The sequence below is a fragment of the Paenibacillus sp. KS-LC4 genome (genome assembly GCF_036894955.1).
Classification (GTDB): Bacteria; Bacillota; Bacilli; order Paenibacillales; family Paenibacillaceae; genus Pristimantibacillus.
Genome location: NZ_CP145905.1, coordinates 3,178,195 through 3,195,707, shown reverse-complemented (window position 1 = coordinate 3,195,707; position 17,513 = coordinate 3,178,195). Strand labels below are relative to the sequence as shown.

The 17,513-nt window shown below is 46.9% G+C and carries 5 protein-coding genes; all 5 read left to right on the top strand.

The features are described from left to right. Nucleotides 1-45: 45 nt before the first annotated feature. The 5 genes from V5J77_RS13400 (at nucleotide 46) to V5J77_RS13380 (ending at nucleotide 17,507) form a co-directional block, all read left to right on the top strand. Entirely contained in the window at nucleotides 46-720 is a 675-nt protein-coding gene (locus V5J77_RS13400) for a response regulator transcription factor (RefSeq protein WP_338551348.1), read from the top strand. 196 nt (nucleotides 721-916) lie between these two features. Further along, nucleotides 917-1,147: a hypothetical protein gene (locus V5J77_RS13395; protein ID WP_338551347.1), complete on the top strand. Its 231-nt coding sequence runs from the start codon at nucleotides 917-919 to the stop codon at nucleotides 1,145-1,147. A 15-nt stretch (nucleotides 1,148-1,162) separates the two neighbouring features. Then, a complete protein-coding gene (locus V5J77_RS13390; protein ID WP_338551346.1) occupies nucleotides 1,163-1,465 on the top strand; it encodes a hypothetical protein in 303 nt (100 codons plus the stop codon). Between the two features lie 251 nt (nucleotides 1,466-1,716). Further along, nucleotides 1,717-9,228: a SpvB/TcaC N-terminal domain-containing protein gene (locus V5J77_RS13385; RefSeq protein ID WP_338551345.1), complete on the top strand. Its 7,512-nt coding sequence runs from the start codon at nucleotides 1,717-1,719 to the stop codon at nucleotides 9,226-9,228. A 32-nt stretch (nucleotides 9,229-9,260) separates the two neighbouring features. Then, nucleotides 9,261-17,507 (top strand): neuraminidase-like domain-containing protein, encoded by an 8,247-nt coding sequence (locus V5J77_RS13380; protein ID WP_338551344.1) that lies wholly within the window; start codon nucleotides 9,261-9,263, stop codon nucleotides 17,505-17,507. Nucleotides 17,508-17,513: the final 6 nt, after the last annotated feature.

The window sequence follows — 17,513 nt, the reverse complement described above, 5'->3', positions numbered from 1 at the left end:
AATGGTTACTTCATAGGAAAACGAAAATAAGAAAAGAGGGACCACATGCATACCATACTGGTTGCTGACGATGACGCGAACATTCGCGAACTTGTCTGTTTATTTTTACGCAACGATGGATTCGCAACCGTTGAAGCTGTGGACGGCAAGGAAGCGCTGACCGTCTACTCCTCAACGCATGTCGATCTTGTCGTGCTTGATATAATGATGCCGATGATGGATGGATGGACGTTATGCAAGGAGCTGAGAAGAGCAAATCCTGATCTTCCCTTGCTTATGCTGACCGCCCGAGGCGAAACATGGGAGAAAGTGAAGGGGTTCGAGCTTGGGACGGACGACTACTTGACGAAACCATTCGACCCATTGGAGTTGACTGCTCGGGTGAGGGCATTGCTGAAGCGTTACCGAATTGGCTCTACTCAAACGATCCAGTTTGGCAGCATCACCCTTGATAGGCAGTCTTATAAGGTAACAAGGGGCAGCGAGTCGTTCACGCTGCCGCTCAAGGAGTTCGAACTGCTTTATAAGCTTGCTGGAACTCCCGGACAAGTCTATACGCGCGAGCAACTGATTGACCAAATTTGGGGCATCAATTACGCTGGAGATGATCGAACCATAGATGTACATATTAAACGTCTGCGCGAACGGTTCGGGACTACACCGGAATTTCGCATTGAGACAGTGCGCGGACTTGGCTATCGGCTTGAGGTTTACGAATGATCAGCTCCTTATGCACGCAATAAAGTGCTCAGCGGAGTTGAAGCTTACTTTAAATAACACGAGTAGCTCTTGTCCCAAGCTGGGCAAGGGCTTATTTTTTATGCTAGATTATTTAGCCGCCTAACTTGCTATGAATAAAAAATATGTAAGGAAACAAAATAAGGAGGTCAAGATTTTAGGAAAGGGGACGAGCTAATTGTATATTTTGTTGATGATATTAGGAATAGCGGCTTGTGTTTACGGGGTTGTTGGATCAATTATGGTTTCCCAAAGGCTGCAAGCGAAAAATACGACCCTTGACAAGGATGCAAGCTTAACAACGGTCAGGCATCCAATCATCGCGAATCCGATCTTCATGATATATGTTATTGCCCCAGTGATCACGATTGTGCTTGCAATGATATGGATTTTCCTGAAGGATTCATAAGGGGAGGGTATGCGCATGGAGAAGCAGAAATATTATGTTTCAGTTCAATCCAAGACGATAATGACCAGACAAGGAGATGCCTCATACGAATTCGAAATTGAAGCAAATTCTGAAGAGCTGCAGCGATTGTTGTATTTGTTTGAGGAAATGGAAAATTTCGATAACGAAAGTTTGTTGAGAAATTCCATTCCAGGAATTCCATATCATCACGATCTCGAGAACGACGGATATGACTACTATCTCAAAGAAATTTATAATTCAATACAGCATCTTGGAACCGCAGAGACAAAAGAGCATATTCAGTCAATGAATTTATAATTCGGACCTTGCATTTTGCACAAAATGCTCTAGAACATGGGCAGCAGGACCGTATGGTTAAGCTGCTCCATGCCTATATTTGAGACTGAGCTTTGAAAACATACATCCTGAACGTTATTGATATCCTACAAAAGACCTATATATTGAATTTTAATTCTGTTGTATCATTCATCTTATATTATGCATTTATTGTCTAATTGTGTAATAGAAGTCTAGTTTTACAGTTTATCTGAACGTGTAGGGGGTAGCTGATGCAACGAAACACAGGGCATGACGATCATGAACAATCGGAATCATTTTCCAAATCTGAGCTTACTCTACCTAAAGGGGGAGGGGCGGTAAGAGGAATGGGGGAGACATTCGAGCCGGATTTATTTACAGGCAGCATGCATATGAGTATCCCCATCTATACATCGCCCTGTCGTGAGTTTGAACCGGAGCTACAGCTCCGATACAGCTCGGGTAGTGGTAACGGTGTATTCGGACTAGGCTTCTCCTTATCCTCTTCTTCCATTTCGAGGCGAACGGATATCGGTGTTCCTCGATACAATGAAGAGGACCGCTTCCTGCTCGACGGCGAAGAAATTATCCCTAAGCTTGATTCTGCTAGCTTGAAGCCCATAACCCGAACAGAGCAGGTTGGAGAGCAGCTGTGGACGATTACAGAGTATATTCACCGCTTGGAAGGTGCTTTTGCGAAGATTGAATTTTGGCAGACTGCTGGAACTTCCTATTGGAAGCTTCTATCGGGCAGTAACCTATGCTCTATATACGGTCAGAGCCGTACAGCCCGGATAGCTGATCCCACCTGCTCTGCAAGGGTATATCAGTGGTATCTGGAGCAGGATGTTGATGCAAAAGGAAATAAACGAGTCTACACGTATTTTCCCGAAAACAAAGACAATGTTCCGACAGTAATTTCCGAGCAGAATAGACCATTGTCGGCAGCTATCTATTTGCACAGTATAGATTATGGAAATTATATCGACACCCATAATGAAGAAAAGTTTGCTTACCAGCTTGTATTGGACTATGGAGAATACGCGATTACTGATGCTTCATTAAAGCAAGTCGACTGCAAGCCTCATATTCCCCGAACGACCTGGCCAGCACGTCTTGATCCTTTCTCCACGTACCGCAGCGGGTTTGAAGTACGAATTCACCGACTTTGCCAGCAGGTTCTGCTGTTTCATCGTTTTACTGAGCTCGGCCCCGATCCTTGTCTCGTCCGTATGACACGCTTCGTTTATTCTCCCGATCCGCTTATTAAACTGAATCGTCTAGTCTCAGTTGAGATGGTCGGTTGTCAAAGACAAGATGATGGCAGCTACATCACTCTTTCCACACCCCCCTTAGAATTTACATACGCATCATTTCAACCAGCACAGCAAGCATTTAATATCCTTCAAACGGCAGGCGAAAACACGATTCCCGCATACTTGGACGGATCATCTTATGATTTCACCGATTTATATGGCGAAGGCTTGCCCGGCATTATGCAGGTTAGCTCCAATGCGGCAGCCTACTGGGAACCGCTAGGGGGTGGCAGCTTTCATAATCCCCGAGTTACTGAAGCCTTTCCGTTAACAGAAGAAGCGGTCTCAGATTCCCAATCATTTACGCTAACAAGCCTGATTGGAAATGGTGTCATGGATTTAGTTGTTGCTGGTTCACAATGGGCAGGCTTCTATGAAACGGAATACGGTCGCTCCTGGAGCGGACTACAGCCATTCTCAAGCTTCCCGCTTGAATATCTCCAAAGCTCCTACCCGAAAGAAATGTCGGATATGCAGGGAGACGGTGTGCCTGATTTGGTTATTTTTGAAGATCATCAAATCAAAATTTATCCGTCTATGTATGAACAAGGATATGGGGCTCCCCTTCATGCAGCTTACCCTGAAAATAACTCAGACAGCTTACCAATCGGCTCAACGGACAGCAAAAATGAAATTGTAGCTTCGGCAGATTTCGTTGGCGACGGACTTTCACACCGGGTTCGTATTCGCAATGGTAGTGTAGAATGCTGGCCCAATCTGGGATATGGGCAGTTCGCCTCCGTCATACGTATGGATCAAGCCCCTTATTTTGATGAGAATTTTGATGCCTCCCGCTTATTTCTAGGCGATCTGAACGGCTCGGGATTAACCGATATCGTATATATTTACCCGGATCGGGCGGAATTGTTCCTCAATCAGGGCGGAAATGCCTTCAGTGGAGCAATATCCATTTCATTGCCGGAAACCTTCAGTGTGGGGGACCATATGCAGTTGGCTGATGTTCACGGTAACGGATGCGCAGGTCTTCTCTTTACCAAGGTTAGTACGGAAACGGTAAAGCATTATTTCTATGACTTTTCAGGGGGAGAGAAGCCGTACCTTCTAACCCGCATAGATAACGGCATAGGAGCCGTTACGGATATCCAATACGCGAGCTCCGTTCAGTTTTATTTGGAGGATAAGCGGGAAGGGAAGCGCTGGGAAACCATTCTTCCTTTTCCCGTGCATGTAGTGGAGCAGGTTCGTGTGACAGAAGCTTGTTCGGGGAATCAGCTTGTGACTCGGTATAAATATCATGAGGGGTATTACGACCCCGTGGAAAAGGAATTTAGAGGATTTGGTTTCATGGAGCAATGGGATGCAGAAATGTATTCAACGGAAAGCGGTTTAACAGGCAGCGCTCCTGTGTATTGGAAGAGATGGTACCACACCGGCGCCTTCCGAAATTTGGAGAGCTTATCCAGGCATTTTCATGAACAGTATTACAGGCAGGACACACGAGCATATGTCATGCCGGACAGTTATCTGGATGAAGCACTGCTCGGCGCTGACGGGGAAACGCTTCGGCAATGTTATGCAGCCTTGAAAGGTTTTTCGCTGCGTGAGGAGGTATACGGATTAGATCAGCCAGGCGGAATTTCTGAGCATCCGTATACGGTTCATGAAGCCAATTATACCGTAAAGCTCGTTCAAGAGCGGGGTAATGCTCTTTTTGCCGCGCTGTATGTGCATGCGAGGGAAACGCTAGACTATCAATATGAACGAAATGCTGACGATCCGCGTGTACAGCATGAAATAGTTGTGGAAACGGATTCGTATGGTCAAGTTACCAAGGCGTTTCAAATTCATTATCCGCGCCGCTTAAGCTCGAAATTCGCTTTACCTGAACAGCAGCAGCTGTCCATTGTTCTGAAGGTGACAGCCTTTGTAAACGTTACAGATACGTTTCGCATGCTTGGTGTGGAATACGAGAGCCAATCCTATGCATTGTCGGGAATCGAATTACCTGCTTCCTTCTATTTTAATCTATTAGATTTGCAGGCCCTGTTGCCTAAGGCATTGGAGCAGGTGATTCCCTATGCCACGCCACTTACCGCTGGTTTGATCCAAGCAGAGCTTCTCTCCTGGGATCGACATTATTATTGGAATGACGAACAGACAGATGCTTTACCTCTTGGTCAAATGACAGCTGTTGCACTTCATCATCACAGCGAGCATGCAGTAACGACAGCCGACCAAATTAGCAATATCTATAAATCAAGGCTGACAGATATTATGATGAGTGACGATTGCGGCTATAGTCTACATGACGGGTACTGGTGGAGTCAGGGGCTAGTACAGCATTATGCATTAGGTTCAGAAAATCGCTTCTACCTGCCTTGGAAATTAGAAAACACCATGCTCCTCGATAAGAGAAATCTTTTCCACAAGGTGCAGTACAGCTACGATCTTTATTGTCTAGTTCCAATTAACACGATTCAGTATGTGAATGAAACGGCTTCAACCTCCATGTCTATTGCTCTCGATTACAACGTAATCAAGCCGAGATTTACAACGGATATTAACGGAAATAGGGCTGAGGTGCTGTATGATCCCTTAGGCATGGAAACAGCCTCTTCCCTATATGGAACACTTCAGAATCGGCGTGTAGGAGACGGTGATCTAGCGCAATATTTGCCTGTGAAGGATAGCTCCTTTGAGGATGTACTGGCTCACCCCGAACGATATCTTCAGCAGGCTTCTTCTTTCACTTATTACGATGTTCACGCTTGGAGTCAGGGGAAGGGGCCTAACCGAACCGTGGAGCTTTACCGGGAAACGAGTGTCTCGGAGGAAGCTGGCGATGTGCCGACCCGAATTCTAATAAATGTGAGCTATTTGGATGGGCTAGGACGCGTCATTGAAACGAAGAAAAGGTCAGATGGTGGCGAGGCATTCGGGGGGGAAGGGATAGAGGCTCCGGCAACTGGCACATTCAATCCTCCTACTGTCATATCAAGTGTACGTTGGCTCGTTTCTGGAAGAACCGTCTATGACCAGAAGGGCAGACCCGTAGAGCAATATTTGCCTTATTATTCAAACAATCCTGCCTATGAAGATCAGGCAAAGATGGCTAGCTTGCTGCCTCCGCCGACGATTACTCACTATGATCCGCTCTCCCGCATTTACCGTGTGGATTCCCCCAAAGGCTATTATACAAAGACGCTGTATACGACTTGGGAGGAAGCGCACTACGATGCGAATGATACCATTGCGGATTCCGACTATTACCAAAAATTTATGCAGGATTATCCAAGTGAGCCTAGCTTGGAGCAGATGGATGAGAAGGATGCTCTATTGAAGGCATACCCATTTCGAGACACTCCGGTCATTCAAATCAAAGATCATCTCGGGCGCGTGTTTCTGCAATTGCAAAATAATTTGGGTGAAACCTCAAGCGACCTGTTCAACGATATGGAAAAGGGAAGCACAATATCCGCATCCGATATTTGGAATGAGCTCGTTCAACAAGGATATATAGAGATTACGGATTCCGCAAGGGGACGAGGAAAAGCTTCAACAAATTTCCGCCCCTATGCTCCGGGCTTCTTGCTTCATTTAGATGTCAAATACGAGCCTTATGTACAAGAAATTCTACTTTTGCTTAGACAGAGCTGTCTGCTAGCCTATACAGGATATGACAGCAAGGGGAACGTGCTTTATGAGGTGAATGCGAGAAATTATTATGCCGGAAGTCCCGAAGGTACCTTTCTGAAAGACGTGCAGTTTACTTACGATATGCGAAATCGATTATTGTGTACAGACAGCAGGGATGCTGGCATCCGGCTCGGAATTGACAATATGTTCGATGATCCTGTGCATACATGGGACAATCGCGGCTTCCATACGACTACTCGATATGACGGGCTGCAACGCCCTCTACAAATAATCGTTGATGGAACGGATCATGCTTCTAATCTTGTATTGGGGCAGACGGTTGAAAAGTACGTCTATGGCGATAACGCGGATCTTAGCGTGGAGGATGCCCAAAACCGCAATCTCTTCGGCAAGCTGTACAAGTTGTACGATCAGGCTGGTGTGACGAGTCATCAAGCTTACAGCTTGCAAGGTCATATTCTAGAAACCGAGCAAACGCTGCTTGCGAACTATTCCTCAGAGCCGAATTGGAGCGAAGAAAGCTTGAGTGCCTTGAGCAGCGAAACATTTGTCACCTCCTATGCTTATGATGGGCTAGGCAGATTGATTGCCGAAACCTCTGCTGATCAGACTGTGCATAGAAGCGCGTACAATTTGGGCGGGCAGTTGCAAAAGGTTGTGATTGATTTCCCGGAACAGCCGGATGTTGCGTTTATTCAGGACATTCAGTACGACGCTAACGGACTACAAACGCTAATTGTTCGAGGAAATGGAACCTCAACCGTTTTTACCTATGAAGAAACCACTGGAAGGCTGCTTGGAATTACAACGTCTCGATCAAGTACAGACATGAAGGGAAAAACGCGAAGCCCGATTTTGCAGAAGCTGACGTATACGATGGACCCTGTTGGAAACATAACAAGGTCACGTGATTACAGCTTCCACACGGTTTTTCAAAATCAGCAAATCGTGGAGCCCTTAAGCGATTACACCTATGATGCTCTTTATCGGTTGATTCAAGCCTCAGGCAGACAGCATCCAGGGGTATTGCCAAGCACACAAGCAGCAGGCTTTAAGCAAACAGAGTGGATGCCGATAAGTCGGCCACATCTGAATGATGGAGAGAGGCTTGAAAATTATAAGGAAACGTATCTCTATGATGAGGCTGGAAACAAGGTTCAGACCAGACATACGGCAGCTTCCGCCAGTTGGACACGAGCACTTAAGGTTTGTGACGATTCTAATCGTTTAATGGAACTGACCGCAGGAAGCTTGGCAGGTAGCCCCGTACAGCTGCAATACGATAATAATGGCAATCTTCTGGCACTGGAGCATCTGCGTTCCATGCAATGGAATTATCGAAACAACTTAGCCAGCGCGACGATGATTGAGAGAGACGGCGACCAGTCTGACTGTGCCTACTACGTATACGACAGCGGAGGTCAGAGGGTTCGCAAGGTGCTGGAGCGCAAAATTAGCGACGGATTAACTGAAATTCAAGAGAAAATATATGTAGGCCGCTTGGAAATCAAGCGAATTTCGCGAGTCCAAAATGGTGAGCGCACCCTCATACTGGAACGGCATGGTTACCGGGTCATGGAGGATGAGCGGACGGCAGCCATTACGAATATTTGGAGCAAGGATGATGCAGGCCGCGAAACTGATAGCTTGGGCAAGCGGCAAATTCGCTATCAATTAAGCGATTGCCGAGGCTCCTCAACGCTGGAGGTGGATGAAGAGGCTTGCTTAATCAGCTACGAAGAATATTTGCCGTACGGAGGGACGTCCTACATTACAGGAACGAACCAGCGTGAGGTGCAGCTGAAGGAATATCGCTACTGCGGTAAAGAACGGGATGAGTGCACAGGTCTATATTATTATGGAGCGCGATATTATCCGCCATGGCTAGGCTGCTGGATTAACGCCGATCCGGCCGGTACAGCGGACGGCTTGAATATGTTTGCTTTCGTCGGCGGCAATCCGATGAGGTTCGTTGATCCGGATGGTTTGTCGAAGGCGGGGACAGGCAAAAAATTAGATAAAAAAAAGCAGAAAGCTAATTTAAAAGTAAAGAAGAGGAAAGAAGACTTAAAAAATTTCACCTCTGGTGATATCAACAAGCAGGCGGAAATGATTTCAGAGAGGACAGGACGTTCACTCAGAGTTACAAAAAGCAGACAAATTTATATTCGGAAGGTGCTCCACAAGGCAGCGGATAAAGCACAGATGGAGCTGGATCAATTTGACGTGCCATCAAGCTCAGGGGTATCCCTGCCGAAGAAGGTAGCTGAACCAACCGGCGTGCAGGGGTCATTTTTCGCTGGTAAACACACTTACATCGAAAATCAACAAATTGTCTCCCAAGCAAGCCTTAACGTAGATGGCCGCGATTCCACCAATGACACAATGGGAAAAGCGAGCGCCTTTCACAGTACGAACAATTTGCCCGCAAGTTTGTATTCCAAAAGGAATGATTCGGGATCAGGAGGCCTCGGCGAAGCCTGGTGTCATCTGATTGCTCACTGTCTGGGCGGTGCGGAGGCCTCCACTAATCTTGTAGCGGGAAGTCAAGGCTCCAATCTTGTTCAACTAGGCCTAGAACTTGCGGTAAAGGACTTCGTCAAAAAAACGGGCGAGAAGTTGCTGGTTAAAGCAGGAGCGAACGTGCGGCTGAGGGCTGACGGCACCATCACCCATATTGCAGATGATTTTTTCTATCAAATCCAAGACATGAGTGGAAAGCAGATTTACTCCACCAAGTTCAAGGCGAATATTTTACGAGCGGATACGCTCCAGAAGCAGAAGAAGAGGGAAGCTACAAAGAGTCTAAAAAACCATTTCAAACATTAATTCATTCGGGCAACGAGGAGGGGCTTATATTCATGGAAATTCAATCGTATTTGAGTGACGCGCATCCAACATTGGCAAAATTTTATGCCAATAACCCGAATTTCGATATCCACCATTTTCCGTTCACCAACACAGCCGCCGTGGAAGCGTTAAACGGGTCCGATGCCGAGCATTCCGAGGCTCTAAGTCTGCTTAGCAGCTATCAACGACTGCTGCGGCTCACCAATGATCCGCAGGCTGCCAGTGTTCTGCTAGCTGGAAGCAGCAGCAAGGGAGAAAGCAAAAGCAGTAATCATGCAGGCAGCCCTGCGCTGCATTCAGCGCTTCAAGTAGCAGCCATTAATCCCGATCAATTTGTGAGAGCCTATGGGCCGCTGCTCGGTGAGGACGGAGCAGCTAAGGCCGTCGCCATTCATGCCAAGGCGAAGCATGTGGAGGCCCAGACGATGCATCAATGGGCTTCCATCTCCCAGCTTTCAGCACCTCATACGAGAAATTACGCAGCTAATTCGATATCGGATACGATTCTCCAGCATTATGAAGCGCTGCCGAATTATCAGGAGATATTTGGCACGTTAAATTATTGTGACTGCGATGAATGTAAATCTATCTTTGGTCCTGCTGCCTATTTAGTCGATTTAATGCGGATTGTCAGCGAGTACATTACAGTGCCGAATAGCACAACCATTCCAGCCAACATGGCTCTGTCCACTCGCCGACCTGACCTGGCAAGCATTCAGCTTACTTGTGAAAATACGAATACAACGATGCCTTATTTGCAAATTGTTAATGAGCGGCTAGAGGCTACTGTTCGTTCGGCTTTAAGCATCAAGGGGGATACTTATCAAACCTTGGCGGGTGAGGTATATCCGTTCAACCTGCCTTTTCAATATCCGTTGGAGCAGATGCGAATTTACTTGAAGCGTATGAATGTGCTGCTTCAGGACCTGTACGCGGCATTTGGCTCACCCGCTGCCAGTGTGGCCGCGGAAATACTAGGTCTATCTCAAGAGGAGCTTGTACTCCTTTCAACCTCTACCGTAGATGAAGCCCAATTAAAAGAATTCTACGGGGTATCAGATTTGAAGGTGCTGTCAGATGTAGATACATTTTGCAAACAAACCGGATTAACATTGGTGCAGCTACAGACGTTGTTTAGCCAGGATCTTTCTGAAGCTGAAATCCAAGCAGGTTTGACAAAATCGTTTTTTATTAATTATGGGCTCGCGAAGCCATTGCAGATCAACAGTGAAGGTACCGATTTGACGATATTGAACTTGACTAACGATTCCTTGGATCGGATTCACCGTTTCCTAAGGCTGAGTAATAAGCTTGGTTGGAGCTTTGTGGATTTAGACTGGTCGCTGCAATGCGTGAAATTTGGAGCACCGCAGTTGGATACCCAAGCATTGACAGAGCTGGCCAAGCTAAAAACGGCTAAAGAGCAGTGGAATCTGTCGATAGAGCAGGCCGGAGTGCTGATCTTCGATATCAAAACGTATGGGCAAGGAGCAGCTTCAACAGCAAGTAGCTTATTCGATAAACTTTTTAACGGACCGGAATCGACTCCTTATCATCCTGCCGACGAGCCGAAGAGCAGCTATTCCCTCAACCCTATGTTTACCGACAAGCTGCTCTTTTGGACAATCGGAGCAGGAGATTCCGTCAATATGCAGATCGCAGCCCGCATTGCCGCGGCGCTTAAGCTAAGTCAGGGCGATCTTAGCTTACTGGCCGAAACGTTGTTTGGAAATCAAGCAAATGTGCCGTTGACGGTAAGCAATCTATCCGTACTCTATCGTTATTCTTTGTTCGGAAACATGCTGGGAATGCCCATTACGCAGCTTGCTTTGCTGCTAACGCTATTCAAGCAGCTGACCTTAGCTCCTACGATGGATGCCTGGGTCGTAATGAAAAATAATGCGGATCGTTTGAAACGCTCAAGGATCAATGTATACGAATTGGATTATATAGTGAACGGCAACGCTTCCGATTATGTGGACATGCTATACCGGCCAGCAGATTTGGAAGGCTGGTTGAATAATCTCCCGCAGCTCATTGCAAGTACCTCTCTTGGGAAAGATGGGGGAGCCTCGCTGCTACAGCAACAATTAAAACTCATTGAACAAATCGCAGCCTTTTTCCATGTTCAAACGGTGCAGGTCACGAGTTTGATCGCTTTGTTAGACGATCCTGATCTAAATCTCGTCGTCGTATTCACCGACCCGAAGCAACGGTCAACGGCTATATCTAAGATGCAGCAGTTATCACAGTGGCTTGTGTGTGCCCGCAAGCTTTCGCTAACTAGCGATGACTTGGCGACCATTAAGGACAGTCACATCGCTTTCGGTATTTCGGATGCTATGAAGCTGACTGCTCCAAATGTACTTGATGTGTACGCCTATCTAGAGATGAAAGTGTTTTTCAATGATGTGTCTGGAGCGATTTCTCAGTACATGAGTGCTGCTACGGACAAGGACGCAGCTTCTGCCATTGCAGCAATGACAGGGCTTGCGAGTAACGAGCTGCTCTCGCTGTTTGCGTCTTTCCCATTATTATCGCGAATGGAACGACTGTTTTTGCTGCAAAAGGTTATGAATATGATGAAGTCGACAGGCGCGAGCTTCAGTCTTCTGAACAATGTAAGTAAAGTTGCTGGTCTCCGTGCTAAGGAAAATTGGGCGAATTATACGGAAGCTGCTGACCATCTATTATTGACATTAAAAGCGCGCCTGGGCGGGGATAATTGGGAGACGCTGTATCTTCAGGTTAACGGGGCTGTGCAGGAGAAGCAGCGAACCGCTTTAATTTCTACTGCACTTCATGCTTTGTCGCAAATGGAGGATCTCGGATGGATTCAGAATAGTCGCCATTTATATGAGTATTTGTTAATCGACGTCGAAATGAGCGGCAATGCTACCATTTCTTATATTAAAGAAGCGCTAAATGCGATACAGCTATATCTTCTTAGAAGCAGAGAACGACTGGAGCCTGGCGTCATCCAATTTGATATACCTGCGGTATGGTGGAGCTGGATGATTAACTACCGAATTTGGGAAGCGAATCGACAAGTGTTTTTATATCCTGAAAATTACATTGATCCTTCCTATCGGCAAAATAAAACCGCGCTCTTCACAGAGTTTGAAAATACGCTAAAGCAAGGCGATATTACGAAAGATACGGTGGAAGCCGCGTATCGCAAATATTTGGACCGGTTTGCGGAGCTTGCCAAGTTGAAGGTTGTCGATACCTATCATACACATGTGACAGACCCGTCGCATGACAATGCGGAGGTCACCTATCTTTTTGCCAGAACAGAAACACAGCCCTACAAATATTATTATTTGACGCGGGATGAAGGCAATGTATGGTCCGAATGGAACGAGATTAAGGTCACGATTAACGCTGACACGGTTTCTCCCGTTTATGTCTTTAATCGCCTCTTTCTGTTCTGGGTAGAGCAGAAAGTCGTGAAGGATGGCGGTACGGGATCAACTGGGCAAAAATCGGTTAAGGCAACCATTCGTTATACGTTCTACAATTTCAGCGGCAGCTGGGTTCCCCCGCAAACGTTGGCGGAAGATACAGTCATCTCAGCGGATAACAGCACCTTTATCGTTCAAGATGGAGTCAATACGCTGTTTAATGCCTCCCAGTTCGATCCTGCCAGACTATGGTGGAATAAGGTGTATCCGCTCAAAATCGAGAAAAACCATTATCTTACGCCAAACGTCGGAGCCAATCGATTTGAGAAGCTGGTGCTGTTTTTCGGCCCTATGATCGACATTGGAGGTTTATCCGCATTCACGATGCCGGCAGCTCCTGTTTCTTCAACGGATACGCTGCAGCAATTTGAGAATCGTTTGTATAAAGTGATGCAGCAATTTTCTCTGGCTAAAAAGGTCGGGCACACGGGATTTCTGCCTGTATTTCAACCTATCGTTATCAATGATGATCTGCAGCCCGGCTTTATCGTCAATCCAGATGAGTACATCATTGCAGCGAAAGAAGCGTTGATTAGCCAGACGTATTTCCGTCCCGAAATTGACCGAAGCTCCGGCAGACTGAATCTGATTGATACGACACAGATTGTTTATGATAACTATGCTGCCGATTCCATTCGAAATCCGTCGCCAGTCGTTGCTCCGGCAACTCTGAATAACGCTTCCTTCATTACAACGACATTGGACATTGATGCGGCGCAGTCCAAAGCGGTCTGGGACGGTCTAGTGAAATCAGGCTATTTTAATGATAGAGGTTTGGCTAAAGGCTCCTTCAATTTCGTTCAACTTGGGAAAGATGTAGCCAGCTATCTGACAGGACAGAGCAATGTTTCGGCAAAAGCATCGTATGTGCTCAATAAGATTAGTCAGGCAAGCGGCACGGTAGCATTGTCCAGCAATATGAGAGGCAACGAATATGAGCTGCTTACGGTGAAAAACCATCCGGCTGCGTTTTTGTTCAAAGGGGATAAAGAGGCATTCCTGTTGATGGATACAGCTTCGGAGGTACAGGAGCATGTTCCAACGATCAGCGAGGCGCTTCTGAACCCGGATACGATTTTTACGCCGACCTCATTTATTTCGCCCAATCTGAATATCGACGCGAATGGTTCGCAAACCATCTATGATTTACTCGTCAAAGGAGGGTATTTGGATCAGGACGGCGTTCTGGAAAATTATTCGGATGCTCAAAGCTTGATGCAGTATTTGCAGCCTCAGCTGGTTGAAAGCACAGCGGCAGTCGTTAATGTGTTGATGAATAGCCCGATGTTTACAGACCATTCTTTCGTGGCTGCTGCTCCTGTTGATATTGAGGTGTCTGGTTCTCAGATGATTTTTCAACAGTGCATCAAATCGGGTTATCTTGATCCTAATGGCAGAATACTGGCGGATATTGATTTCTATGAGCTGCTCGAATACGTCACAGGGCTGCTCGATGGACAACCAAGCGAGGATTTGAAGGTTCGGCATGTCATGGATACGTTGTATCAGTGGCCTTTTCCGGTGTCGGTCGGCTTTCTGGACAGAAACAAGGATGGCATCGGCAGCATCAAATACCGCTTTTCCGCCTTCCGCCTGACGACGGCTGCGGTACACAGACTTAGCTCTACGCTATTTACTGGCGGTGTCGATGCACTTCTCAGTCTACAATCGCAACAGATTCCAATTGAGGCGGAATTGTTGTTTAAGCGGTTCCAGTTCGATAGCAATTATGTCGTTGCGCCGGATGCAGCCGATGGGTCGCAAGTTGATTTTTGGGGGGCCTATAAGCCTTACTATTGGGAATTATTTTTCCATGCTCCTTACTTAATTGCCGACTTGCTGAAAACGAATCAAAACTATCAAGCGGCAGAGAAATGGTATCAGTATATTTTTAATCCGACTTTGCAGCCTTTCCAGATTCAGGCGGGAGATTTTCAAACCTCGACGATCGGGCTGACCAGTTCTCAGCGCATTTACAAAATCTTGGTTGATCAAAAGATCATTACAGGCGCAGGTGCGGTAAGTGCGGACTTCTCGGAGGCAACGCCGATTAGCCAGCTGTTCTTCTTTCTGGACGACAAGCAGATTGATTCAGTCCGAAATCGGTTGCTAAACGATAAGTTAGGCAATCCGGCAGCTCGCTTCTGGCAGTTTAATCCTTTCCGGAACCATTCGCTGGAAACGTTAAAGGATCAATTAACCAATCCGCAGGAGATCGCGGCCTATAATATGGATCCGTTCAATCCAGACGCGATTGCCGGGCTCCGAATCGGTGCATACGAGAAAGCGGTGGTCATGGCCTATATTGATAATTTATTGCAGTGGGGCGACTCTTATTTTACGCAATACACATGGGAAGCCATCGTGACCGCAACGATGATGTACGTATACGCTTATGATTTGCTTGGACCAAGGCCCGAAAATTTAGGGAAGGCGCCAGAGCCTGCACCAAAAACATTCGCTGATCTCCTTGCGCAATTCAAAGATGGCATTCCGCAGTTTCTGATTGCGTTAGAGCAGGAGACAGCCGGGAAAGACGCACTAATGGCTTATGCACCGTTCAATGCGCTGGACACCTATTTCTGTGTGCCGGAAAACAAGCAATTTATCGCTTATTGGGATCGGGTGGAAGATCGTCTGTTCAAAATCAGACATTGTCTCAACATTCAAGGAATCCCGCAAACATTGGCTCTATTTGAACCGCCGCTCGATCCTGCTCAATTGATTCGCATGGTGAGCGCCGGAGTAAATCCATTGGCTTCGCTGACACCAGCAAATCAAGGTGTTCCTTACCGATTTGCATTTATGCTGGAACGGGCCAAGTCGATAACCGCCACGTTAACACAGTTTGGCGGCAGCCTGCTAGCCGCACTTGAACGCAATGATGCGGAAAGCTTGTCTTTGCTCCAGAGCACACATGAAAAAAACATTTTAAATCTCTCCACCATGATTAAAGAGAAGCAACTGGAGGAGATTGCAAGTACGCTTGTATCATTAACAGAAAGTAGAGCAAGTGCGGCAGCCCGACAAGAGCATTATAACGCCTTATATGAAGAGAACATCAATGGATTGGAAATTACGGATCTAACCTTAAGGGGGTTATCCACAGATCTTCAGGGGGTTTCCATCGCCATTCATGGGCTTTCGATAGGAGCCTATCTGGCTCCGAATATATTCGGCTTGGCGGATGGCGGAATGCAATTCGGTGACGCCGTGAACGCTGGCGCAGCTATGGCTGACGGGGCGGCGAACGTCTTGGATAAAGCCGCGGGCTTGATTAACACCGGCGCTCAATATGTGCGTCGCCGGGAGGAATGGAGGCTGCAGCGGGATGTCGCGGCATCTGAGGTCAAGCAGTTGGATCAACAGATTATTGGAGGGAATGTGCGCTCCGCCATGCTGCAAAGAGAGCTCGACATCCATCAACAAAACGTAAAGCAGCAGGATGAGATGGAGCAGTTCCTGCGCGGCAAGTTTACCAGCCAGGAGCTTTACCAGTGGATGATCAGTCGATTATCGACGGCCTACTTTCAATGTTATCAGCTCGCAGTGGATATGGCGATGGCTGCGCAGGCGGCATATCAGTATGAGCTGGAGCGGCAGGATCAATTTCTGCAATTCGACTACTGGGACAACCTCCATAGGGGGCTTCTTGCCGGGGAAGGCTTGCAACTGGCCCTGAATCAAATGGAGAAAGCTTATCTGTTCAATAACTCGAGAGATTTGGAGCTTGAGAAGACCGTATCCCTGCTTCATCTGGACCCGGTTAAATTTATTGCCTTTAAAGGGGGAATGCCTGGCGGCACAGGGGCTACAGGCAAGCTGGATTTCGAATGGAATGAGAAGCTGTTCGATTTCGACTTCCCTGGCCATTACTGCCGCAAAATCAAGTCAATCTCTATTTCCATACCCGCTGTTGTTGGACCCTATCAGAACATTAATGCGATACTGGTTCAAAATAAAAATGCTGTCGTTGTACAAGCCGATATTACGGGGGTCAGCTATCTCTTGAATCCAGCTGAGCCTGCACCGGGCCCTGAAATTTTGAGACAAAACCATGTGTCGCAGCAGGTTGCCGTGACTCGGGGAATGAATGATTCCGGTCTGTTTGTTCTGGATTTTAAGGATGAGCGATATTTGCCGTTCGAGGGGACAGGCGCGGTATCTTCGTGGACGCTCCACCTGCCGCCAGAAACCAATCGCTTTGATTTCAGCAATATCTCAGATATTATTGTCAAAATTCAGTACACGGCCAAAGACGGAGGGGCTCTCTTCGCTAACCAGGTGAAACAACAGCTGCATGCAGAAAGCGCTCCTTATCCCAATACTCCGGTCAAAATGATCGACCTGAAGCAAGCATTTCCGAGTAACTGGTTCGCCTTGTTCAATTCACAGGCAACCCAAGGGGTGCAGCAAATCAGCTTTCCTATCACGGATCGAACCATCCTGACCCATTTGTCAGATGTAAGCTTATTGTCGGCCTCGGTTCTTATCCTTACATCCAATCAGGCAATCGTATCCGATAAGGACTCAAGCACGCCGTTCTTAAGTCTGAAGCTGGGGGACAATGCGGCGATCCCGCTAAGCGTCAGCAATAACCTGGGAACATGCAATTTAAGCAATATAAGTAATGTCACAGGAACTGGCTTAAACGCCGCTTTGCAATTTTCTTTAGCGAATACGCCGGATGCTCTTTTGTTAAACGGGGCTTTAAATCAGGAGGTATTTGCAGGGTTAACCGTCATTATAACGTATCAATCAAATGTGTTCACAAAGACAAGTATGACCAACTAAACGAAA